The organism is Fluviicola sp. (assembly GCF_039596355.1).
Lineage (GTDB): Bacteria > Bacteroidota > Bacteroidia > Flavobacteriales_D > Crocinitomicaceae > Fluviicola.
This window is the reverse complement of sequence record NZ_JBCNJW010000002.1, coordinates 429,386-452,238: the sequence shown is the minus strand read 5'-3', so window position 1 is coordinate 452,238 and position 22,853 is coordinate 429,386. Positions and strand designations below refer to the sequence as shown.

20 protein-coding genes are annotated in these 22,853 nt (G+C 45.3%); 15 read left to right on the top strand and 5 right to left on the bottom strand.

Annotated features, from left to right (window positions below; translation table 11 throughout):
• Position 1 precedes the first annotated feature (1 nt).
• The 6 genes from ABDV94_RS07180 (at position 2) to ABDV94_RS07155 (ending at position 5,638) form a co-directional block, all read left to right on the top strand.
• The gene (locus ABDV94_RS07180; RefSeq protein WP_343606010.1) at positions 2–505 is read left to right on the top strand and encodes a hypothetical protein; all 504 of its coding nucleotides are present in this window, start codon (positions 2–4) and stop codon (positions 503–505) included.
• Positions 506–564: 59 nt separating this feature from the next.
• Positions 565–2,508, top strand: a complete 1,944-nt coding sequence (gene thrS, locus ABDV94_RS07175; protein ID WP_343606009.1) for a threonine--tRNA ligase — start codon at positions 565–567, stop codon at positions 2,506–2,508.
• An 8-nt stretch (positions 2,509–2,516) separates the two neighbouring features.
• The gene (gene infC, locus ABDV94_RS07170) at positions 2,517–3,062 is read left to right on the top strand and encodes a translation initiation factor IF-3 (RefSeq protein WP_343606007.1); all 546 of its coding nucleotides are present in this window, start codon (positions 2,517–2,519) and stop codon (positions 3,060–3,062) included.
• A gap of 149 nt (positions 3,063–3,211) precedes the next feature.
• The gene (rpmI, locus tag ABDV94_RS07165) at positions 3,212–3,409 is read left to right on the top strand and encodes a 50S ribosomal protein L35 (RefSeq protein WP_124744687.1); all 198 of its coding nucleotides are present in this window, start codon (positions 3,212–3,214) and stop codon (positions 3,407–3,409) included.
• Between the two features lie 123 nt (positions 3,410–3,532).
• Complete coding sequence (gene rplT, locus ABDV94_RS07160) at positions 3,533–3,880, top strand: 50S ribosomal protein L20 (RefSeq protein WP_309280478.1); 348 nt, start codon at positions 3,533–3,535, stop codon at positions 3,878–3,880.
• A 111-nt stretch (positions 3,881–3,991) separates the two neighbouring features.
• Positions 3,992–5,638 (top strand): serine hydrolase, encoded by a 1,647-nt coding sequence (locus ABDV94_RS07155; RefSeq protein ID WP_343606003.1) that lies wholly within the window; start codon positions 3,992–3,994, stop codon positions 5,636–5,638.
• Positions 5,639–5,641: 3 nt separating this feature from the next.
• On the opposite strand, the gene ABDV94_RS07150 is transcribed toward ABDV94_RS07155, so the two are convergent.
• The 3 genes from ABDV94_RS07150 to ABDV94_RS07140 form a co-directional block, all read right to left on the bottom strand.
• On the bottom strand, positions 5,642–5,935 hold the full coding sequence (locus ABDV94_RS07150) for a hypothetical protein (RefSeq protein ID WP_343606002.1): 294 nt from the start codon (positions 5,933–5,935) through the stop codon (positions 5,642–5,644).
• Positions 5,936–6,067: 132 nt separating this feature from the next.
• Positions 6,068–6,868, bottom strand: a complete 801-nt coding sequence (locus tag ABDV94_RS07145) for an alpha/beta fold hydrolase (protein ID WP_343606000.1) — start codon at positions 6,866–6,868, stop codon at positions 6,068–6,070.
• A 21-nt stretch (positions 6,869–6,889) separates the two neighbouring features.
• Positions 6,890–7,297, bottom strand: a complete 408-nt coding sequence (locus ABDV94_RS07140) for a hypothetical protein (protein WP_343605998.1) — start codon at positions 7,295–7,297, stop codon at positions 6,890–6,892.
• Between the two features lie 419 nt (positions 7,298–7,716).
• On the opposite strand from ABDV94_RS07140, the gene dinB reads away from it, so the two are divergent.
• From dinB to ABDV94_RS07125, 3 genes are all read left to right on the top strand, one after another.
• Positions 7,717–8,937 carry a DNA polymerase IV gene (dinB, locus tag ABDV94_RS07135; RefSeq protein WP_343605996.1) on the top strand — a complete coding sequence of 407 codons (1,221 nt, stop codon included), beginning with the start codon at positions 7,717–7,719 and terminating at the stop codon, positions 8,935–8,937.
• Between the two features lie 473 nt (positions 8,938–9,410).
• Positions 9,411–12,356 carry a DNA polymerase III subunit alpha gene (gene dnaE, locus ABDV94_RS07130; RefSeq protein WP_343605995.1) on the top strand — a complete coding sequence of 982 codons (2,946 nt, stop codon included), beginning with the start codon at positions 9,411–9,413 and terminating at the stop codon, positions 12,354–12,356.
• Positions 12,357–12,490: 134 nt separating this feature from the next.
• Entirely contained in the window at positions 12,491–13,021 is a 531-nt protein-coding gene (locus ABDV94_RS07125) for a hypothetical protein (RefSeq protein WP_343605994.1), read from the top strand.
• Positions 13,022–13,023: 2 nt separating this feature from the next.
• Here ABDV94_RS07125 and ABDV94_RS07120 read toward each other — a convergent pair whose 3' ends face one another.
• Positions 13,024–14,259: a DEAD/DEAH box helicase gene (locus tag ABDV94_RS07120; protein WP_343605993.1), complete on the bottom strand. Its 1,236-nt coding sequence runs from the start codon at positions 14,257–14,259 to the stop codon at positions 13,024–13,026.
• 278 nt (positions 14,260–14,537) lie between these two features.
• Here ABDV94_RS07120 and ABDV94_RS07115 point away from each other — a divergent pair, with 278 nt between their 5' ends.
• Positions 14,538–16,346, top strand: a complete 1,809-nt coding sequence (locus ABDV94_RS07115) for a gliding motility-associated C-terminal domain-containing protein (protein ID WP_343605991.1) — start codon at positions 14,538–14,540, stop codon at positions 16,344–16,346.
• Positions 16,347–16,382: 36 nt separating this feature from the next.
• Here the strand turns inward: ABDV94_RS07115 and ABDV94_RS07110 are convergent, their stop codons facing one another.
• Positions 16,383–16,853 carry a hypothetical protein gene (locus ABDV94_RS07110; protein WP_343605989.1) on the bottom strand — a complete coding sequence of 157 codons (471 nt, stop codon included), beginning with the start codon at positions 16,851–16,853 and terminating at the stop codon, positions 16,383–16,385.
• Positions 16,854–16,910: 57 nt separating this feature from the next.
• Here ABDV94_RS07110 and ABDV94_RS07105 point away from each other — a divergent pair, with 57 nt between their 5' ends.
• The 5 genes from ABDV94_RS07105 (at position 16,911) to ABDV94_RS07085 (ending at position 22,829) form a co-directional block, all read left to right on the top strand.
• A complete protein-coding gene (locus tag ABDV94_RS07105; protein WP_343605987.1) occupies positions 16,911–17,513 on the top strand; it encodes a hypothetical protein in 603 nt (200 codons plus the stop codon).
• A 1-nt stretch (position 17,514) separates the two neighbouring features.
• Positions 17,515–18,135 carry a hypothetical protein gene (locus ABDV94_RS07100; RefSeq protein ID WP_343605986.1) on the top strand — a complete coding sequence of 207 codons (621 nt, stop codon included), beginning with the start codon at positions 17,515–17,517 and terminating at the stop codon, positions 18,133–18,135.
• Positions 18,136–18,258: 123 nt separating this feature from the next.
• Entirely contained in the window at positions 18,259–19,434 is a 1,176-nt protein-coding gene (locus tag ABDV94_RS07095; protein WP_343605984.1) for a serine hydrolase domain-containing protein, read from the top strand.
• The gene (locus tag ABDV94_RS07090) at positions 19,427–19,798 is read left to right on the top strand and encodes a YchJ family protein (RefSeq protein ID WP_343605983.1); all 372 of its coding nucleotides are present in this window, start codon (positions 19,427–19,429) and stop codon (positions 19,796–19,798) included. The genes ABDV94_RS07095 and ABDV94_RS07090 overlap by 8 nt, the downstream gene beginning before the upstream one ends.
• Positions 19,799–19,853: 55 nt before the next feature.
• A complete protein-coding gene (locus tag ABDV94_RS07085; protein WP_343605982.1) occupies positions 19,854–22,829 on the top strand; it encodes a VIT domain-containing protein in 2,976 nt (991 codons plus the stop codon).
• The last annotated feature ends 24 nt before the right edge of the window (positions 22,830–22,853 follow it).

Here is a 22,853-nt window from a genome sequence, read left to right as displayed (position 1 = left end):
TATGAAAAAACTGACTGCATTTTGCCTTCCGCTTGTTGTTTGTTTTTGCTGGATTGCATTGGTTTCAGGAGGAAATGACAGTGCCCTGGAAGCTCAAATGAATACCCTCAAGCAGGAATGCAAGGAATTGATTAACGGAACCCGCTACGAAGGATCGAAAATTACCTATTTCAATGTCGGAGCGTCCAAACAAACCAAGAACATCGAAGTATTCATGTTTCTTTCGAACGAGTACCAGTTTGCGATCAGCGCAAAAAAATGTTCTGTTCCGGTATCGGTCAAAGTATATGATTCGTCAAACGATATGAAAGAGCGCACGCTCATCAAGGAGTTCAAAAAAGTTCAGGGAAAGAGCTGGAAATTCTCTTCCAATGAACTGAATGAATTGTACTTAAAGAAAAAACCGAACTCGGAACGTTTGAAAAATATTCACCTCGAATACAGCATCAGCTCCGGAAAGGAATCGAAAGAAGGAATTGTTTTGGTTTACGGTAACAAATCTTAATAGATTATATGAGGCTTTTTGATAGATAAAGCCTATTTTTGCACTAAATTTTGTAAGTGATGATTAATGTAACTCTTCCTGACGGATCAGTTAGACAATACGAAGCGGGAGCAACAGCATTGGATGTTGCTCTTAGCATTTCTGAAGGACTGGCTCGTAACGTATTGGCAGCCAAAGTGGATAACGTGGTAATTGACGCAACGCGTCCGTTGACCAGTGACTGTGCTTTGCAGCTGCTGACCTGGAACGATGAGGAAGGGAAATCGACCATGTGGCACTCTTCAGCTCACTTAATGGCAGAAGCTTTGGAGTTTTACTATCCGGGAATCAAGTTGGCGATCGGTCCTCCGATTGCGAACGGGTATTACTACGATGTCGACTTTATGGATTACACCATCAAGGAGGAAGACCTGGAGAAAATCGAGCAGAAAATGAAAGAGCTGGCAAAGCTCAAGAATCCGTATGTTCGAAAAGAAGTTTCCAAAGCAGAAGCACTGGCGTATTTTACCGAAAAGCAGGATCCGTATAAAATCGAATTGATCCAGGATCTGCCTGACGGATCGATTACGTTCTACACCCAGGGAAATTTCACGGATTTATGCCGTGGACCACATATTCCGGATACCGGTTTTATCAAAGCAGTGAAATTGATGTCGATTGCCGGTGCTTACTGGCGTGGTGACGAAAAAAATAAGCAGTTGACGCGTATTTACGGGATTACCTTCCCGAAACAGGCGGAACTGACTGAATACATGGAGAAAGTGGAAGAGGCGAAGCGCCGTGACCACCGCAAACTGGGGAAAGAACTGGAATTGTTTACCTTCTCACAAAAAGTGGGACAAGGATTGCCGTTGTGGTTACCGAAAGGAGCTGCATTGCGTGAGCGTTTGGAGAATTTCCTCAAAAGAGCACAGCGCAAAGCGGGTTACGAGCAGGTAATTACTCCGCATATCGGGAACAAGGATTTGTATGTGACTTCCGGTCACTACGAAAAATACGGAGCCGATTCATTCCAACCGATTAAAACTCCGGATCCGAATGAGGAATTCCTGTTGAAGCCGATGAACTGTCCGCACCACTGTGAGATTTTCAAAAGCAAGCCGCGATCGTACAAAGATCTTCCGGCTCGCTTTGCTGAGTTCGGAACCGTTTACCGCTACGAGCAAAGTGGTGAGTTGCATGGTTTGACACGTGTTCGTGGATTTACGCAGGATGATGCGCACATTTTCTGTACGCAGGATCAGGTGAAGGAAGAGTTTAAGAAAGTCATCGACCTGGTGTTGTACATTTTCAAAACGCTGGATTTCCAGAACTTCAAAGCACAGATTTCCCTCAGAGACCCTGAGAACCCGACTAAATACATCGGAACGGATGAAAACTGGGCGAAAGCAGAAAGTGCGATCATTGAAGCGGCGGCAGAGAAAAACCTTCCGACCGTTGTTGAATTGGGGGAAGCAGCATTCTACGGACCAAAACTGGACTTCATGGTTCAGGATGCATTGGGAAGGGAATGGCAGCTGGGAACAATCCAGGTAGATTACAACCTGCCGGAGCGTTTCGAACTGGAATATACGGGAGCTGATAACCAAAAACACCGTCCGGTGATGATTCACCGTGCACCGTTTGGTTCGATGGAGCGCTTTGTTGCAGTATTGCTGGAACACTGTGCGGGAGACTTCCCGTTGTGGTTAACAACCGAACAAGTTGCTATCTTACCGATCAGTGATAAATACAACGAATATGCGAAAGATGTTTTAGAATTGCTAAATAATTCCGATATTCGCGGCTTCGTTGATGACCGTAACGAAAAGATAGGCAAGAAAATACGTGAGGCAGAGCTGAAAAAAATCCCGTTTATGCTCGTTGTCGGAGAAAAAGAAGCAGAAGAAAAACAAGTATCTGTAAGACAACGTGGTGAAGGAGATAAGGGTTCTTTGGGAGTAGATGCATTTACTGCTTTAGTTCGCCAGGCGATAGAACAAGAATTGTCGACAAATGTTTAATTAACTGAATGAGAAAAGACAACAGAAGACCTGTAAGAAAAGAAGACAACGATCAGCACCGCATAAACGGAAAAATCACTGCGCGTGAAATCCGTTTGGTAGTCGAAGGTGAAGAGCCTCAGGTGATGACTACTTCGGCGGCTTTGCAGCTGGCAGAAGAGCAAGAGTTGGATTTGGTGGAGATTTCTCCTAACGCTGTTCCACCGGTGTGTAAGATTATGGATTACCGTAAATTCTTATATAACCAGAAGCGGAAACAGAAAGAATTGAAAGCAAAGCAAAGTAAAGTTGTTTTGAAAGAGATTCGTTTCGGGCCGAATACAGATGATCACGATTTTCAATTTAAATTATCTCACGCCCGCAAGTTTTTGGAGGAGGGTTCCAAGGTGAAAGCATACGTGTTTTTCCGTGGTAGAACCATCGTCTTCAAAGATCGTGGAGAAATCCTGTTGCTGAAGTTTGTACAGGAGCTGGCAGACTTGGGAACACTCGAGCAAATGCCAAAATTGGAAGGGAAGAGAATGATTGTGATGATCAACCCGAAGAAGAAATAGCGATAGCTATTGAATAAAGGCAAGCGTTAGTGCGGCCTGAATGAAAGAAATTCAAAATTCAAAATGTAAAAAGAAACCTGGTTTTATAATTTTGCATTTTGAATTAGAAATAAAGTTGATAAAGTGTTCATTTTTTAAAGAAAAGAGAAATGCCAAAAATGAAAACAAATTCCAGTGCTAAGAAGCGTTTCACAGTAACTGGGTCTGGTAAAATCAAAAGAAAACACGCTTTCAAAAGCCACATTCTTACGAAAAAAACCAAGAAGCAAAAACGTAATTTGACGCACGCAGGTTTAGTACACGATGCTGACTTGTCAAACGTTAAATTGATGTTGAATATGAAGTAATCCCTCGCTTCTTTTAACGAAGGGAATGTTTGTTCCGAATGTCGGAACGGTAATGTTTAACCAAATAATGAGTACCTAAGATCAGTCAATTGACTGGCACTCCTTATTAAAAAACTAAAAGTTATGCCAAGATCGGTAAATCACGTTGCTTCAAGAGCTCGCAGAAAGAACTTTATGAAGTTGGCCAAAGGTTACTACGGCCGTAGAAAAAATGTATGGACAGTAGCGAAAAACGCTATTGAAAAAGGATTGAACTATGCTTACGAAGGTCGTAAGCAGAAGAAAAGAAACTTCCGCGCTTTGTGGATTCAGCGTATCAACGCAGGAGCACGTTTGCACGGAATGAGCTATTCTCAATTCATGGGTGCTATCAATAAAAGCGGTATCGAATTGAACCGTAAAGTGTTAGCAGACTTAGCAATGAACCACCCTGAGGCGTTCAAAGCTGTAGTTGATTCCGTGAAAAAATAAAAATCGAAAATACGCTTTATCAATACGGAAGGCGCTTGTCATTTGACAGGCGCCTTTTTTTGTGTTTATCCCTGAATAGTCTTATTTTCGGTGGAATTTGAACACTGACAGATGATAAAAAAGGGATTTCTCCTGGTGTTCGGACTTGTGATTTCAAACCACTTGCCGGCCCAGACTTCCGATCTGGTAACTCCTGATCCTATTACACTTCCGATTCACCGGGAACATACCGGTACGATTGCTTTTATGAAAACCATTATTCCGATCGAGCAATTCAAACCGACTGATTTTTTGCAGGACTTTGAGCTGAAAGAGAAAACAGATTTGAATATCCGGGTTTTCATGGCAAATTCACTTACGAATTACCTGCATCAACTGGCTCCGGAACTTCCGGCTGAAGAATTGGTCAAAAACGGAAACTACCAATTCACTTTCCTGGTCGACGGAACCGAAATCTACCGTGAAAACCTGCATACGGGAGCGGGAAGCGCTGACAGTAAAAATCAAAAAACGGTCTTTCGCATTCCGCTGATCAGTTCTTCCGGTGAAGATTCCTGGGGAGTGTTTCTCTGGAACCGGTTCATGATGAGTGGCGGACAGGAAGCTTTGGCGAATGGCGAACACCTTTTGAAAATACAGATCCGGCCTTATTTGAAAAGAACTGAATTAGTGACCGGCGATATCATTGCGGCAGGAGAATTGAAAGTGCACACCCCGGTGATTGTCATCGCTGAGAACAAACTCCGCATCCAGCCGATTAAAACATTGGATGATTGGCAGCTTTCCACAGACCCCATCAATACTGCTAAAATCGAAGAGCTCAACCGGAATATTCTCACGAATACCTACAAGGATATTACCAGCATAGTGCTGATTAAGGACGGAAAACTTCTGTTGGAAGAATATTTCAACGGAGCTAAACGGAATTCACTGCACGACACGCGCTCTGTGGGGAAATCGTTTACTTCGACACTGCTCGGAATGGCTGTCCGCGACGGGTATATCCGGAATGAAGAACAGTGTTTGAGTGCCTTTTATCGGTTGAGAAATTACCAAAATGACTCACCGGCAAAAGACAGTATTTCGTTGAAAGATTTACTCACCATGAGTTCTGTTTTTACCGGTTTCGATATGGATGAATCTTCCCCGGGAAATGAAGAGAAGATGTATCCGACGTCCAATTGGGTAGATTTCACCTTGAACTTACCGGTCGACGAAACAAAAGTCAGGGAGAAACGATGGGAGTACTTTACTGCCGGCGTGGTTCTTTTGGGAGATGTGCTTCAGCAGTCTGTTCCGAAAGGCCTGAAATCGTATGCAGATCAAAACTTGTTTAAACCGCTTGGGATTACCAAGTACCAGTGGCAGTATACACCGCAGAAAGTGGTGAACACAGCGGGAGGTTTGAAGCTACGTTCACTGGATTTGGCAAAATACGGACAATTGTACCAAAATAAAGGGCTCTGGAACGGCAAGCAATTGCTTCCGGCGGATTGGGTGGAAAAGAGTTTTTCACACCAACTACAGGTTTCAGAAGGAGAGTATTACGGTTATTTGTTCTGGAATAAAACGTATCATGTAGCAGGAAAAGACTACGAAGTGTATTACTGCAGTGGCAACGGGGGAAACAAGGTTTTGGTATTCAAAGATCATCCGCTGGTGATTGTCATTACGGCAACGGCATACAACAAACCCTACGGACATTCCCAGGTCGATAAGATCGTGGAGAATTACCTGATTCCGGCGGTGTTTGGGTGATCCTTAATTCCGATCCAGGTCAGTTTGCCAGGTAATTTCATTGTTTTCATGGAAGATGGGGCAGAGGATCGGTTGTTTTTCACCGGTTTCAGTAAGCAAATACCAATCGGGAGAATCGACGAAATCCATAAAATGTGTTTCTTCTTCCTGGCATAACCGATTGTATTCTTCTTCTGTTCCGTTCTCCAGGCAAATGCTTTGATTGATAGAAAGCCTGATAAAGGCAGCCAACCGGTCGGAGGGAATCTCGGGTTCAAGGTAATTGAAATGATATACGATATCGCCGGAACTTCTCATGTCCCAATTCGTTTCTGTGAGAGAACCGATATACTTGTCTTCTAAAAAAACTGATAGTTTTTCATGAGGTATATTAATTACCCTGGTAAGTGGTGGATAAGTGTACACTTATCCACTAGTCGAAAAAAATGCTCATCGACGAAGCAATTGGGGAATCAACCGCTGGTACTCTTCGCTTTTAATGATCCCGTTGTGATTCACTCCTTTCAAGATCACCAATGTGTCCTGCGCTTTAAATTCCTTTTTCAATTTTAGTGACGAACCAACGTAAATTCCCTTATCCTGATCTCCGTGAAAAAGAATGACAGGCATGGTGCAGTGCTTCAGGTACTCATTCGTTTTCAGTTGGTATCGCAGAATGAAATCCGGGATAATGGGATACTTGTGATGTACCAGGTCAGACATATTGTAATAAGGCGCATGAAGAATCAGTAGTTTCGGATTGTTTTGTGATGCCAGTTTTGACGCAAATCCCGTCCCGATTGAATAGCCCAGTACCAGAATCTGATTCTCCGGGTAACTTTTCTTCATTTCATCGTAAGCGGATTGAACATCCCGGTGTGTTTGTTCTTCTTCCGTGATAGATCCTTCACTTTTTCCATATCCTCTGTAATCGAGCATGAAGACATCGTAGTTGAGTTTGGTAAACGTTTCTGCAACGATGCCGCATGAATGAATGGAGCCGGAATTTCCATGGAGGTAGAAAATGAGTCCCCGGGAATTTGGAACCTGGAACAGGATTCCGCTTAGTTTTTTGCCATCCGTTGCCAGAATGTTTTTTTCTTCGAATGGTTGGTCGAAAGAAAATGGTGTTGTTTTGGCTAGTTTTTCGGGGTGAAACAACAGGCGTTCCTGCATAAAATAGAGGAGTATGCAGGCAGAAACGTAGAGGATAACGGTAATCAGCAGAGTTCTGAACAGTAATTTTTTCATGGTTGATTAATCGGTTTTCATTTAGTCTGTCTTCGTTTTAAGAATCGCCCGCGCAAACTTCCAGGTTCGGTTTACCCGTGGACTGAAGTTAAATACCATCAATAACTCGCTGCCCACCAGGTCGGGGCGGATGATGTGCTGAAAACGGGCATTTGCCTCATTGTTTTGGATTCGATTCAGCCGCACCAGCTGTTCACTGCTTCCGTGGTCAAAAATCCCGATGGTCGATTCTTCCATGCCGCCCCAATCCGTCGAAACAACAAATTTCAGGGTATCTCCAATGGAAACAGGTAATTCGAGCGTTTGAGAGCCGCCTTCATAAACTGTTGCGACCAGTTGACTGTTGACATAGATTTTTAATTCATCAAGTCCGTCGGCATAGGAAAGTTTGCTGAACAAGATCAGGGCAAACAAAAGGAATGGTTTCATGTGGTAACTTTTCTTCCCGGGAAAGATAAGAAATAATTTTGCCGGAGGTGAGGTCGTACTGTTTTTTATCAAAATGGCAATCCTGACGTTTTCAATACAGTTAAAGCATTGGCGTATTCCCGATTGGATGAATGCTGAAAGTCAATCCCTGATTGGGGTATAGGCCAAAATAAAAAAATCACACATCCAAAGTTGTTCGTAAATCCTTTACGTGGTTGATATCTAATTTTGCATTGTTGATTAATAATTAATCTTTTTTAGATTTAAAAATAATCAAATGTGTAATTTTGAAACGGGAATTAAAAGTACGAAAATGATTTGGGATGCGATTTGACAGGACTCATTTCGTCATGATCAACAGCTTTCACGTTCCCTTGTTCGGAAACGTTATGCAGCCGTAATTGTTAAAACTACGAGACATGAACGAACAACAACGAAGCATCGTGCACATGGATCTGGATACATTCTTTGTTTCCTGTGAACGTTTGGAAGATAGCCGCCTGAATGGAAAGCCGATCCTGATCGGAGGATCATCTGATCGCGGAGTAGTGGCTAGTTGCAGTTACGAAGCCCGCCGGTTTGGTATTCACTCTGCCATGCCGATGAAAATGGCCAAAGAGCGTTGCCCGGAAGCCATTGTAATCAGTGGGAACTCGGCGGGATATACGAAGTATTCGCGGATGGTCACAGATATTATCCAGGATGCCGTGCCGCTACTGGAAAAGTCGTCGATCGATGAGTTCTACATGGACTTGTCGGGAATGGATCGCTTTTTCGGATGCTACAAATATGCCGGGGAACTGCGCCAGAAGATCATGAAAGAAACGGGCTTGCCGATTTCTTTCGGGATGTCGGTCAATAAAACCGTCTCGAAGATTGCAACAGGAGAAGCCAAGCCGAACAACCAGATGAATGTGGTCGACGGAGCCGAAAAAAACTTTTTGAACCCGCTCTCCGTGCAGAAAATCCCGATGGTCGGACTCAAAACCTACCAGACCCTTTGCAGTCTGGGAGTGAAGCGGATCGGAACCATCCAGCAAATGCCGGTTGAGATGCTCGAAAGTGTTTTGGGGCAAAACGGAATCGCAATCTGGAAAAAAGCACAGGGAATCGACAACAGCCCGGTGGTGCAGTACAACGAACGGAAATCGATCTCCAGCGAACGGACTTTCGAGCGGGATACGATCGACGTGGTGCGTCTGCGCTCCATCATCTTTGCGATGGCAGAAAACCTGGCTTTTCAATTGCGTAAGGGAAGCAAAGTATGTGCGTGTGTGACGGTGAAAATCCGCTATTCCGACTTTCAGACCAAGACCCTGCAGCAACGGATTCCATATTCTGCTGCCGACCACGAAATCATCCCGGTCGTGATGAATCTCTTCGAAAAACTGCACAACCGGCGTTTATTGGTTCGCCTGGTAGGAGTACGGATGAGCGAATTGGTACATGGAAATTACCAGATGCGCTTGTTTGATGAAGGTTCGCGCCTGGCAACGTTGTACCGGTCAATGGATGAAATCCGGGATCGTTTCGGGGAAAGGGCCATCCTGAGAGCTGTGGGAATGCGGGTGAAGAATTTCGGACATTTTAATCCGTTTCGTGGAGAAACTCCGGTTCTTGTTGCCAACCGGATTGTATGACGTTTCCTGCGAAAGCAGTTAGACGGGGAAAGAATTATCGAATATCTGAATGACCTCCAGTTGCAGCAATGAGAATCGAATTTTTTAAGTGAAAAGCGGATGTTTAAACAGATTGAATAACGTAAAAACCGGACCACCACCTAAAACCACACCTGTTGTTGCCCTCTGTTCACTAACAACTACCCAACCACCACCCAAACCCAGCGCCTAACCGCGAATGAACAGGGGGAAACGATTGGAACCAGATTCCTGGATGTCACGCATACTACCGGACCCGCCGCTGCGTGGAAAAGATATAAGTATCGTGGCATCAGGAATTTGGTTTTTTAGGGATCACATCCAGTCAGTTTGCGTTCCGGATATCCGGAATGGCTTAGATGAGAAAAGAACTTAAAATGCCTCGTTATGAATGGGGATTCTCCGGACAACCATCTCGTAATTCGGCTTCGTAATTCATAATTAGAGAGAGAAAAATGCTGAATAGTCATTCGTGCTACAGTTTAAAATACGGGATGGTGGATCCGGAAGAACTCGTTCATTGGGGAGCGGCTTCCGGCTATGAATACCTGGCGCTGACGGATATTAACAACACTTCCGCAGTGCTCAACTTTGTGCGCTATAGCAAGGAAAATAACCGCATTCCGGTTGTGGGAGTCGACTTTCGAAACGGCATTTCGTGCTGCTATGTCGTCCTGGCAAGAAACAACGAAGGGTTTCAGGAAATCAACACCATATTGAGTAAACACACGCACGAAGAAACGCCTTTTCCCGCCAAAGCCCCCTTATTCGACCAGTGCTGGGTGATTTATCCCTGGGGGAAAGAACCGGAGAACCTTGCAGCAAATGAGTTTATCGGAGTGGCGGCGCACCAGTTGAATCGTTTCCGGATGAACCCTTCACGGGAATCTGCTAAATACGTAGCACTTGCACCGATGACCTTCCGTTCCAAACGGGATTTCAATACACACCGCCTTTTAAGAGCGATCGACCAAAACGTATTGCTTTCCAAACTGCCTGTAGAAGAACAGAGCAGGGCAGATGAGTTGTTTCTGACCAAAGCAGAACTGCTGGCTTCCTACGAAGAATTCGAATTACTGGTGCACCGCTCGGAAGCGCTGTTGAAACGCTGTGCCATCGATTTTGAATTTGCACCGAAAGCCACCTCGCAGAACCTGGCTTTTTATGACGGTTCGAAAGAAAGAGATCTGGAACTGATCCGCAGGTTGTGCGAAGACGGCTTAAAAAAACGCTATGACGAAGTAACGCTGGAAATCCGGAAGCGAATTGAAAAGGAAATCACGGTGATTGCCGAAAAGAACTACATCACCTATTTCCTCATAGCCTGGGATGTGATTTCCTACGCCCGCTCCAAAGGTTACTACTACGTCGGGAGGGGAAGCGGAGCCAACAGTTTGGTGGCATACCTGCTGGGAATAACCGATGTGGATCCGCTGGAACTGGATTTGTATTTCGAACGCTTCATCAACCTCTACCGGCAAAATCCGCCGGATTTCGACATGGATTTCTCCTGGAGAGACCGCGATGACGTGTTCCGCTACATGTTTGAAAAGTTTGAAAATGCGGCGTTGATTTGTACCTACAACACCTTTCAATACAAGGCAACACTCCGGGAATTGGGAAAAGTATTCGGTCTGCCCAAAACAGATATCGACGCCATTTCAGATGAAAAACACCGGCCCGAGAAACGCGATCCGATCCAGGAATTGGTCATCAAATACAGCCATTTAATCGCCGGGCTTCCGTCTCATCTTAGTGTACATGCAGGCGGAATCATCATCAGTGAAAAACCAATCCACCACTTCACAGCCACGTTTCTGACCTCGAAAGGGTATCCGACAACCCAGTTTTCGATGATTGAAGCAGAAGATGTCGGGCTTTATAAATTTGATATCCTGTCGCAGCGGGGATTGGGGAAAATCCGTGACACACTGGATGTGATTGCCTACAATCAGCCGGAAAATCCACCCCGCGATATTCACGATGTACGCCGATTCATTACAGACGACCGGATCAACCAACTCCTGCGTGAAGCCAAAGCCATCGGTTGTTTTTACGTGGAATCTCCCGGAATGCGGATGCTGCTGATTAAACTGCGAACGAACAGCTACCTGGAATTGGTGGCAGCAAGCTCCATCATCCGCCCCGGAGTAGCTTCTTCCGGAATGATGCGGGAATACATTCTCCGCCACCGCAATCCCGAGAGGGTGAAAGAAGCACACCCGGTTTTACTCGACATCATGCCGGAAACCTACGGCGTGATGGTGTACCAGGAAGATGTGATCAAAGTGGCTAACCAGTTCGGAGGGCTGGATTTGGCCGAATCCGATGTTTTGCGCCGTGGAATGTCGGGGAAGTTCCGCTCCCGGGACGAATTTATGCTCGTGCAATCCAAATTCTTTGAAAATTCCCGCAAGCGGGGGCATACGGAAAAAGACATCCGGGAAATCTGGCGCCAGATCGAAAGCTTTGCGGGCTACGCCTTTTCCAAAGGGCATTCGGCATCCTACGCGGTGGAAAGCTACCAGTGTTTGTATCTCAAAGCCTATTATCCCCTGGAATACATGGTTGCAACAATCAATAATTTCGGTGGTTTTTACCGGACGGAAGTATATGTGCTGGAAGCCAGAAAACTGGGCGCCCAGGTCGAGGCACCTTGTATTAACAGAAGCCGCAGTGAAACGATTATCAGGGGAAAGGAAATTTACCTGGGATTTCAGCACATTGCCGGAATAGAACTCAAACAATTGGAGGCATTACTCCGGGAGCGGGATCAGGACGGATCTTTCACCGATTTCACCGACCTCATGCAGCGCGTTTCCCTTCCGCTGGAACAATTGTTATTGCTGATCCGGGTGGGAGCACTCCGCTGTTTTGGAATCCCGAAAAAAGAACTGATGTGGAATGCACACCTCAACGTACATAAGATTCCGCTGAAATCCGAGCGTCAGCCGCAGTTGTTCCGGGAAGAATGCAGGGATTTTGTATTCCCGGAACTGAAAGAAGCCGATTCGGAAGAAGCATTTGAGCACCAGGAGCTATTGGAATTTCCTTTGTGCAGTCCCTTCGACCTGCTGGATGAGGAACCACTTCTGCACGTGCTGGCAAAAGACCTCGTTCAATACGTAAACCGGAAGGTGCGTGTTTACGGCTACCTGATCAACGTAAAAAAGATCGTGAGTGCCAAAAATCAGATCGTGCATTTCGGAACGCTTTTCGACCAGGAAGGAGAGCAACTGGACACGGTACATTTCCAGGAACTGGCACTCCAATATCCCTTCCGGGGGAAAGGAATTTATGCTATTTGCGGCAAGGTGGCAGAAGAATTCGGACATTACACCATTGAAGTCGAAACGCTGGAAAAAATGCCCTACAAAAAAGATACACGCTACTCCGATTAAAGGAACTTTCCTACCGCTTATCAGAATTCGAAAGAAAAAACTACACAAATTTGTACAATCATTTCGTGGGAATTAAAAAATACTTACTTTCGCCAAACTGAAACTACTCTATACCATCTAATCGGGGTACAAAGATGAAATTATTTCAATTTTTCAAGTCCAAAAATACTCAGGTTGAGGAGAAGACCACGCCACCAATTGAACTGAATTTGGGAAGTGATATCTTTGATAAAATTCAACAAGAGTTCATCAGCAAAGCCACCAATCATGCTGAAAGAATCGTGCGTGCATTTAACCCAAAATACGATGGCGCATTCGATTATTCCATCAGAAGTTTAAACGTACTGGATAGCCTCATAGAAGATTATGCTGATTTTTCCGATCCTTCGGATGACGAAATGATTTATGATTTTTGCGTTCAGGCGGGATCTTACATCCTGGAAGTGGCGCGAAGAAATTTCGGAGGAGTCTACTTTTGGGAAGACGACTTGAAGCAGCCGATGCTGAAAACCGGATTCCCGGATTTTGAAATTACACTACTCACATTCAATAAAGTCAGAAACCGCATTCTGAACGGGGAAGAAGACAACATTCCATACTTTTTCAAGCGCTATTCCGACAAAGTACGGAAATCTCAAAAAGGAGAACAGATTACATTCGGATAAACTCAGGCCGTTTTAAGCTTCTTTTTTCCAAAGTGACGTTTCTTGTTGCGTCGTTTGTTTTTTCCATTGCCGGAACCTCCACCGGAAACAGTCCATTCAGGAGCCGGCCCGAATTCTTCCGGCATAGCTACCCGCTGAATTTCCATTTCAATGAGTCGTTCGATCCGTGCCAGTTTCGGCATATCCTTCGGGTTGATCAGCGTATAAGCTTCTCCTTTGGTATTTGCTCTGGCAGTCCTTCCGATCCGGTGCACGTAATCTTCGGCGTCTCTTGGTGCATCGTAATTGATCACCAGGTTGATTTCCTTGATGTCTATTCCGCGGCTCATCACATCCGTTGCAACCAAAATACGTGTCCGTTTGGAGCGGAATCCGCGTAATACCTCTTCGCGTTCTTCCTGCTCCAGGTTGGATGAAACTCCCTGCGTATTCTTATATCCGGCTTTGCGAAGCGCATAAACGATCTCGTGAACCTTGCTTTTCGAAGACGTAAAAATGATGATACTGTCATAATTCGTACGTTCTTTCAGAATGAAATCCAACACCCGGTTTTTCTGTTCGTCAAAACAGCCGATCACATGCTGTGCAACACCTGCTGCCGGTTTGGAAATAGATAGTGCAATTTCTTTCGGATGATTCAGGATTTTGGATGCCAGATTTTTGATCTTGGTCGGCATGGTAGCACTGAACAACAAGGTTTGACGCTTCTTCGGCAGGTAAGAAATAATCCGTTCGATATCATCTGCAAACCCCATGTCGAGCATTTTGTCCGCTTCATCCAAAACAAGGTGTTCCAGCTGTGAAAAATCCACGTATCCCTGCATCATGTGCGAAAGCAGTTTTCCCGGAGTGGCAACGATGATATCCGTTCCTTCAACCAGGGCACTTTTTTGTTCTTCCCATTTAGCTCCGTCGCCACCTCCGTAAATGGTGGTTGAACCAACGGAAACAAAATACGATAAGCCCTGGATTTCCTGCTCGATCTGAACGGCAAGCTCCCTGGTAGGAACCAGGATCAGGGTATTGATGGATGAATCTTCCTTTCCGGTTAACTTATGCAGAATCGGTAAAATGAACGCTGCGGTCTTTCCTGTCCCGGTTTGGGCACAAGCCAGCAAATCGTGATTTGCGATTACTTCCGGAATGGCAAATTCCTGGATAGGGGTTGCGTTTTCGAAGCCCATATGATCAATGGCTTCCAGGACCAGGTCGTTTAACCCTAATTCGTTGAATTTCATGGAAGCAAAGTTAATGAAATTGGCGGAAAAAGCATTTTAAAAATCAATTGGCTTCAGGGGCGGGGTTTTCGGAATGAAACAACCGCACAGTTGGGAAAAGAATCCGCTGATTTTCATTTCTTTTTGGGGACTTGCATTAAAATCCGGAGAAGAAATCGTCAACGGATTTTGTTGATAGTTTGTAGCAATTCCTAATTTTTTGTTAAAAAAGAGAAAAAACAAAAAAATCACGCAACTAAATTTGTACTATATCCGTTTAGTCTTCATAGATTAGCGTTATGAAGAAAAAGTTATTAGGTATTCTACTCGCTGTATTAACCTGGAGTACAGCAGAATCGCAGTGTGAACAGTACCCGGTTTTGAACCTGGGGAACGACACAATTCTGTGTCAAGGGACGTCTATTACATACACTGTTCCCAGCGGATATGATTCTTACAGCTGGAATGTTTCCCCGGGAAATCAGCCGAGCGTAACAATCACATCTCCAACAACATTGATCCTTAATGTGGCGAATTACACGCAAAACCTCGTAGTAAACGGGGACTTTGAAGCAGGGAACACCGGATTTACAACCGGTTACGGGCCGGGAACAGGAGGTTCTTTCGGTTTATTGACGAATCCTTCCACATATGCCATTACGACCAACCCAAACAGCGTACACAATAATTTCGGTGTCTGCAGCGATGTAGGAACAACAGGTCCGGGAAACATGATGGTTGTGAACGGTTCCAATGTGCCGAATACGACCGTTTGGGAACAATCGATTGTTGTTGATCCGAATACCACTTACTCTTTTTCTGCATGGGCAACCAGTGTGGAAAACATCACGCAATCAAACGTGGCGATCTTGCAGTTCTTCATTAACGGTGTTCAAATCGGGCCGGTATTCAGCCCGACACTTCTTTCCTGTAACTGGCAGCAATTCTCCCAAACCTGGAACTCTGGAACCAATACCACTGCAGATATCAGTATCATCGCACAGGTTTCCAGCGGGAACAACGATTTTGCCCTCGATAACATTACATTTAATACAGTATGTCCGCAGTCTGATACGGTAGTAATCAGCTTCGATCCTTCACAGATCAATGCAGGGCCAAACCTGACATTCTGTGCAAACGAATCCGATACGATTCACGCAACAGCAAATTTCCCGAACCCGAATTTTACCTGGAATACCGGACAAACAGGACCAACGGTAATCCCGACAACATCCGGAACATATGTCGTAAACGCTGTAAGCCCTACAGGGTGTAACCTCACAGACACTGTTTTGGTAAATATCAAAGCCATGCCATGGGATTTTGATACGGTTGCGGCCGTTCCTACGAGCTGTGGAACCAATAACGGAGCTGTTTATACATTGGTAACCGGAACATTTATCGGTCAGCCTCAGTATACCTGGAGTGGGCCGGGGCCAAACAGCCCGAACCAGATCAATGCTTCCGTATGGCAGAATTTGGGTGCAGGATGGTACTACATCGAATTGACAAACAATGGTTGTACACGAAGAGACTCTGTTCTGGTAACACCTTTGAATCCGCCGGTCGCAGGAGTGACGGCAAATCCGGATACAGGCTACGGGCCATTGAGCGTGAATCTGACCAACACCAGCAGCAACGGAGTTACGTATGATTGGTATTTCGGAAACGGAAACACCACTACTACGACCGATTTATCGTCTCAGAACCAGGTGTATGATTCCGTTGGAACTTACCTCGTAACGTTAGTAGCAATCAGTGGAAACTGTACCGATACGGCAACTGTTTTGATTACAGTGATTCCGCCTCCAATTCCTCCGGTAGTAGTTCCGGTAGATTTGAAAGTGCCGAATATCTTCACTCCGAACGGAGACCATGTGAACGACTTCTTCACATTCGAATTGCTCAACATCAAAGAATTGGATGTAACGATTGTAAACCGTTGGGGAAATCCGGTGTATACGTCGAGCAGTATTCCGTTCAGCTGGGATGGAAAAGATGCTTCGGGTAATTTATTGGCAGATGGAGTGTACTTCTATAAATACACCGCAAAAGGACAGCAGGACGAACCGTTCGAAGGACAAGGGTTTGTGCAACTGATCAAGTAAGAAATAGCAACGGATTTTAGTAGTGGCGGGTTCGGATTATTTTTTCTGAGCCCGCCATTCTTTTAGCGTCAATTCTTTATCCTGCACCACGTCGTAGTAATAAACCTGTCCGTCCGGGTAAATGCGGAAATCGAAATACGTTGCCAGAGCCTGTCCGTTGTCTTCCGATACGGAAACCCCGTAATATTCCTGGTCGTCTGAAGGCTCGGAAGAAATACGCCCCACCAGGTGTCGTTTTCCTTTGGATTCTTTCTCAATCTTTTTAGACAACTCCTGAACTTCCGGAAGATTCCAAACCTGGTCAATCAACTGATCTTCCTGTGACGTGATTTTGACATGCGTTTCTTTCTTCGGTTGTTTTACATCCGGTTTGGTTTCCGATTCCGTTTTTTCAGGCGAAACAGCAATCGCTTCTTTTTCCGGAGTTTGTTCGTCCGTTTGTTCACTTCCGCAGGAAACCAATGTTCCGAGCAGGAATCCGATGGTGATAATTCTGGAATGCTTCATGTAACCCAAGATAGTTAAATTGGCTTATATTTAAACCTGTTTTGATTTTTTTAGCGAATGAAACTGCTCCTGACCTTCCTGATAATGCTTGCCGGAATGTATGGTTCCGCACAGATTACCTTGTCATTACCGGAATACAATATCCTTTACCGCGGATACACCAACCGGGTCGAAGTGGCTACCCAAACGCGGGTAAAAGCCAGGTCTATTTCTCTTTCATCTGCAGATGCACAATTCGTACATCAGGAAGATCATCAATGGAATATCATTACCACAACTCCAAAAGACACCATCGAAATCATGCTGCTTCACACGAAAACCCGTAAAATAATCGACCGGATGGTTTTCAGGGTGAAGGACCTGCCGAATCCGCAATTGTTTGTAGGAGCGACCCAGGTAGAGGGAAAGATTTCGAAACAGGAGAACCGGCTATTTGCCCGTTACACGGATAGTCCTTTACGTGCCGAATTCAGTGTGTTGGGCGGGGCTTTGGCGATGGACAATGATCCGCGAATCTTTCAGTTTGAAGGAAATAGATTGGGAGCAGATTACCTGGGGTATGTCAAAAACATGCCCGCAGGAACCATCGTAACAATTAAAGCTTTGGTGATCGGGGTGGACAAAAAAGAACGAATCATTTGGGGAAAATATGTTTTGTAAGATGCAGCAATTACTGTTCATCCTGTTTTTGCTGATCACGCCGTTGATTTCAGTAGCTCAGGGAGTTATTTCCCTCCCGGAATACAATGTCTTGTACCGCGCTTATCCCAACAGGGTAGTGCTGGGAGCGGGGAGTAAAACTTCTGAATTTACCCTCGAAAGTACCGATGCAGCGATTGTTCGGGAAGGAGATTCGGTATTTATCGTTCGGATAACGGGAACAAACAGAACTGTTGATCTGAACATCCGGAATACCAAAAGCAACGAAATTGTCCAGGTTTGGCGATACCGCGTGATGAATCTGCCGGTTCCGGTTCTTTATTGGGGACAATACCCGGAAGGATCGAAAGTGACTCCCGATCAGGGTGAATGGAACCTGGCATACGAAGAGAACGTTATTTTCGGGGAAGCGGATTTTGAAATTGTCAGTTATGAGCTGTGGATCGACGGAACTTCCTATGTGTGGAAATGCAAAGGAAACCTCATCGTTCCCGATTTTGTGGAATCACTCAAAGCAACGAAAGTCTTGAACAACGGACAGGAAATTCATTTCTCGGTTGCGGTGCAATATCGTTCCAATGACGGAGTACAACGCCTCAAGCGGGCAACTTTCAGCTATTGAGATGAATTTCAACTAAGAATCGTTTTTTTGAAGATTTTCTATCTTTGCGCCATGATTCAGAGAATGCACGTAAACTGGTTCTTCTTGAGTTGCCTTTTTGTTCTTTTCGGTTGTGAAACAAAAATGAAGGTTGCCCAGAAGAACAATTCCCAGGCAAAAGAAGTCAAACAGTCACCTTTTCCGGTGTTCCATAAACTTCCCGAATCATTTGTTCCACGCTATTACGACAGTATCAGTAAATTTTACCGCGATCGCATCGCTCCGGATTTTAATGGGATGTTCCTCGTGGCAAAAAACGGAGAAATCGTGTATGAGCGCTACAAAGGAACTGCGAATAAGCAATACGATAAACGCATTGATAAACACACGCCGCTCCATGTGGCATCCATTTCAAAAGTGGTTACTGCTATGGTGATCTGCAAACTGGCAGATTCCGGAGAATTGGTTCTCGACAAGGATATCCGTTCCTATCTGCCCGAAATCATGTATGAGGGGATTACGGTCAGAATGTTGTTGAATCACCGGAGCGGGATTCCTTACTACGGATATTTCCCGTATTCGATCTGGCCGGCCGATAAAGCGCTGACCAACCAGAAAATTGTGCAGTTGCTCAACCAGTACAAAATGCCTTTGTATTTCCCGCCAAATTCACAGTTCTCCTATTGCAATACCAATTATGCCCTGCTGGCACTGATTGCAGAACGGATTTCGCATAAGAAATTCCCCATCCTGGCACGCGAACTGATCTTTGAACCACTGGGAATGACTGATTCGTTTATCAACGACGGATCACAGAATTCAGACAGTTTATCGCGGTCATACGATTCCCGGAACCGGCTCGAACCGTTCACCAACCTGGACGGAATCTACGGAGACAAAAACCTGTATACTACCGCCCGGGATTTACTCAAACTGGACAAAGCAACTTATTCCCCGGTTTTCCTCAGTGATTCGATTAAAAAAGAAATGTTCCGCGGCTACAGCTACGAGCGTAAAGGAAAGAGCAATTACGGCCTCGGCTACCGCTTGCGGGAAGACCAGGGGAAATCAACCTTGTTTTTCCACACGGGCTGGTGGCATGGAAACACCGGATGTTATGCATCGCTCCGGCAAGATACGATCTGCATGGTCATCATTTCGAATCATTATACGCGGAAAGTGTTTGCAATCAACCGCTTGTCGACGCTTTTCGGAAACTATCCGTACGAACCGCTGATCGATACAAAGGAAAACTTCGTGCAGCCGGAGGCCGCAAAAACACATGTCGACCAGGCAGTAAACCGGAAGAAACGTGGCTGAGTTGTGTCATTGTTGCAGCGGAAAAGCCTTTTCGGAGTGCTGTGAACCGTTTTTGTCGGGAGAGCAACTTCCAGAAACAGCAGAACAGCTGATGCGTTCCCGTTATTCGGCTTATGTAACGGTGAATGTGGCCTACATCATCGAAACAACTTCCCCGAATTTTCGGAAATATTATTCTCCGAAATCCATCCTGGAATGGGCTTCCAACAGTACCTGGATCAGTCTCGAAATTCTGTCGTCGTCTGAAAAACGCGTGAAATTCACTGCCGTTTACCTGGATGAAAAGCAGCAGTTGACCCGCCATACGGAAGATTCCCGTTTTGAAAAAATAAACGGTCGCTGGTATTTCAGAGACGGGAAATAACCGGATTGAACCTTTCCTGGGATCGGGTGTACCTGTAGGACGAAATCTATTCTCTATGAAAAAATACCTGGCTCCTGCCCTGGCAGTCCTGTTTGGCGGTTCTTTTATTCTTTATGGAATCCTGACTGATTATCCGTCCGTAGAACGGGAAACGAAATCCTACAAGAAGGCTTCGTGGTCGAATGAAAAACCGGTGGTAGACACTACCCGGATGAGTCCGGCATTGTTGGTGAAGAATAAAAAAGAGGTGAGTATTCCGCTGAGAACAAAGCGCCTGCATATTCAAACTGCCATTCACGGTACGTATGCGGAAACCACGCTGGAGATTGAATTTCAAAACGACAATGACCGTGTTCTGGAAGGAGAATTTTATTTCCCGCTCTCAGAAAAACAATTAATCAGTGAATTTCGCCTGGAAGTCAATGGTGAAATGCGCGAAGGAGTTGTTGTCGATAAAGACCTCGGAAGAGTTGCTTTCGAATCAACGGTGCGCAGGAAAGTGGATCCGGGATTGCTGGAATGGTCGAAAGGAAATACCTTCAAAGCACGTGTATACCCGATTCCGGCCAAAGGAACCAAGAAAGTAATGATTTCGTACGTGGAAGAACTCACCACAAACGGCGGAGCGAATGCATACTATCTTCCCTTGAATTACAAAGGAATCATTGACCAGTTTACTTACGAAATCGCAATCGACGACCAGGGACAGAAAATTGAAGACAAACGCAATGAGTACCGCCTGATAGGAAATCGGTTCGTGACCGCTTCCGAATGGAATAAAAAGAGTGTAAAAGATGGTATTCAGATTGTTCAGAGAAACCTCGATGCATCGGAATCTGTGTTGGCAGCTTCAGCAGATGGCGGTTATATCCTGCAAACATCCCTGCAGCCGGCGCTTGAAAAGAAACTGAAACCGGCCTTGAAATCCGTTTCCATCCTGCTGGATGTTTCGGCATCTTCCGGAAAGCGGGATTTCGAAAAGGAAAAATCACTGATTTACGACTATTTGTCGGCACACAAAAAGACCGATGTGCAGCTGATCGCATTCAGCAACGAAGTGCATTTTACCAGCAGAAGAACCATTTTGAGTACCTCGGATTTGAATGCGTTGCTGAATGAAATGGATGGGCAAAAGCTCGATGGAGGAACACAGTTGGGGTGTGTTGACGGCGATCAGATTTCAGGAGAAGAGGTCTTGTTATTGTCGGATTGTTTGTCGAATTTGGGAGAAGAAGCTTTTCCGAAACTGGATAAAAAGCGCGTGTATGTGATCAGTTCTGCGCCGGAATTTGATTCGCGTGCTGCGAAACTGACCGTGCAGAATGGTGGTGAATTCATCAATCTGGCGGAATTGGGGTTGAAGGAAAGTTTGGAAAAACTGAAATACGAACAACTGCATTTCCTGGGACTTGAAGGCGATAAAGGCATCACTACCGGAATCGGTGCAGCAGCCGGCTCGGATTTTATCAGTTATTCGAAATTCAAAACACTTCCGGAAGAATTGACCTTGCTGTTTGGAACAGGAGGGAAGACCAAAAAACGCCTCACTCTGAAGAGTGCCTCACTGAGAAAAACGGCTTCACCTCAAACTCTTGCCAAGTTCTGGTCGGACGACTACCTGAAAGAACTGGACCTGGAAGGAGCGAAAAACAAAGCAAAAATGCTCCGCCTGGCAAAAGAAAACAAGCTGATTTCTCCGTATACTTCCCTCATCGTACTCGACGAATTGGAAGATTACGTGCAATACCGGATTGTACCTCCGGCGAAATTGCGCAAAGCGTATTACAAACGCCTGGCAGAATTGCCGAAAGCGGAGAAAAAATCAGCCAGGGTAGAGACAAAAGAACACCGCGAAGCCGTGCTTTCCCGTTTCGGTGAGTTAATTAAGTGGTGGGAAACGGACTTTGAGCAGATGAAGGCCAAAGCTGAGAAAAAACTGGAAGAAGAGCAGGAACTTGCGGTAAGGTTTGTTGAACCTGTAACGGTGGCAGAAGGAACGTATATGGTTCTGGCAGACGAAACTTCAGGTAGTACAACCTATGCGTTTAGCGGAAGTGTGAGTGCCAATTCGGTTTCTTATACAACGAATGCCACAACCGCAGTTTACAAGCAGGAACAGGAAGGAAGTGAAGGAAAGATCGAACTGTCAAACTGGGATCCGAAAACGCCTTACCTCAGCAAATTGAAGGCAAGCCGTGCGCCGGATGCGTATAACACCTACCTGGAGTTGAAAAAAGAGTATCAAAACCAGCCATCTTTTTACGTCGATGTATCGGATTATTTCCTGAAAATAGGGAAAAAGAAAGAAGCCATCCGTGTGTTATCGAATATCGCAGAACTGGAAATGGAAAACCCGCAAATGCTGCGCATCCTGGCGCACCGTTATGCACAGATCGAAGCATTTGATTTGGCTGTTTCAGTCTTTGAAGGAGTCAAAAAAATGCGTCCGGAAGAACCGCAATCGTACCGCGACCTGGCCTTGGTATACGAACTGAACAAGCAGTATTACAAAGCGTTCCGGGAGTTGAAATACGTGATTACGCACAATTGGGACGAGCGCTTCCGCGACATTGAGAACATTTGTTTGGTCGAATTGAATCACCTGGTTGCGAAACACAAGCTCCACTCCGGGAAACTGAATCAAAAACTCATCCGCGAACTACCTGTTGATGTGCGTGTGGTGATCGACTGGGATTCGGATAACTGTGACATTGATTTGTGGGTGACGGATCCGACCGGCGAAAAGTGTTTTTACTCGAACCAGCAGACGAAGATCGGTGGACGTATTTCTTTTGATTGTACCGGCGGATACGGTCCGGAAGAATTCATGATCAAAAAAGCCTTGAAAGGACGATACAAAGTGCAGGCAAACTATTACGGAAGCAGTGCTCAAACCTTGTCCGGACTCACGACCATCCAGGTGAAATTGATTACCAACTACGGAAGGCCAAATGAGAAAATGCGAAGCATTACCCGTCGTTTGGAAGAACAGAAAGCTGTGATTGATCTGGCAGAATTTGACTTTAACTGATCCGGATGTCACGTCGAGTCCGCC

Bases quoted from the DNA above. Each gene is read 5' to 3' on its own strand.
- ABDV94_RS07110 (WP_343605989.1), bottom strand. From the start codon at position 16,853: ATGAAGCATTCCAGAATTATCACCATCGGATTCCTGCTCGGAACATTG.
- thrS (WP_343606009.1), top strand. From the start codon at position 565: ATGATTAATGTAACTCTTCCTGACGGATCAGTTAGACAATACGAAGCG.
- ABDV94_RS07155 (WP_343606003.1), top strand. From the start codon at position 3,992: ATGATAAAAAAGGGATTTCTCCTGGTGTTCGGACTTGTGATTTCAAAC.
- ABDV94_RS07095 (WP_343605984.1), top strand. From the start codon at position 18,259: ATGAAGGTTGCCCAGAAGAACAATTCCCAGGCAAAAGAAGTCAAACAG.
- infC (WP_343606007.1), top strand. From the start codon at position 2,517: ATGAGAAAAGACAACAGAAGACCTGTAAGAAAAGAAGACAACGATCAG.
- ABDV94_RS07140 (WP_343605998.1), bottom strand. From the start codon at position 7,297: ATGAAACCATTCCTTTTGTTTGCCCTGATCTTGTTCAGCAAACTTTCC.
- dnaE (WP_343605995.1), top strand. From the start codon at position 9,411: ATGCTGAATAGTCATTCGTGCTACAGTTTAAAATACGGGATGGTGGAT.
- ABDV94_RS07180 (WP_343606010.1), top strand. From the start codon at position 2: ATGAAAAAACTGACTGCATTTTGCCTTCCGCTTGTTGTTTGTTTTTGC.
- ABDV94_RS07115 (WP_343605991.1), top strand. From the start codon at position 14,538: ATGAAGAAAAAGTTATTAGGTATTCTACTCGCTGTATTAACCTGGAGT.
- rplT (WP_309280478.1), top strand. From the start codon at position 3,533: ATGCCAAGATCGGTAAATCACGTTGCTTCAAGAGCTCGCAGAAAGAAC.
- ABDV94_RS07150 (WP_343606002.1), bottom strand. From the start codon at position 5,935: ATGAGAAGTTCCGGCGATATCGTATATCATTTCAATTACCTTGAACCC.
- ABDV94_RS07145 (WP_343606000.1), bottom strand. From the start codon at position 6,868: ATGAAAAAATTACTGTTCAGAACTCTGCTGATTACCGTTATCCTCTAC.
- dinB (WP_343605996.1), top strand. From the start codon at position 7,717: ATGAACGAACAACAACGAAGCATCGTGCACATGGATCTGGATACATTC.
- ABDV94_RS07105 (WP_343605987.1), top strand. From the start codon at position 16,911: ATGAAACTGCTCCTGACCTTCCTGATAATGCTTGCCGGAATGTATGGT.
- rpmI (WP_124744687.1), top strand. From the start codon at position 3,212: ATGCCAAAAATGAAAACAAATTCCAGTGCTAAGAAGCGTTTCACAGTA.
- ABDV94_RS07120 (WP_343605993.1), bottom strand. From the start codon at position 14,259: ATGAAATTCAACGAATTAGGGTTAAACGACCTGGTCCTGGAAGCCATT.
- ABDV94_RS07100 (WP_343605986.1), top strand. From the start codon at position 17,515: ATGCAGCAATTACTGTTCATCCTGTTTTTGCTGATCACGCCGTTGATT.
- ABDV94_RS07085 (WP_343605982.1), top strand. From the start codon at position 19,854: ATGAAAAAATACCTGGCTCCTGCCCTGGCAGTCCTGTTTGGCGGTTCT.
- ABDV94_RS07125 (WP_343605994.1), top strand. From the start codon at position 12,491: ATGAAATTATTTCAATTTTTCAAGTCCAAAAATACTCAGGTTGAGGAG.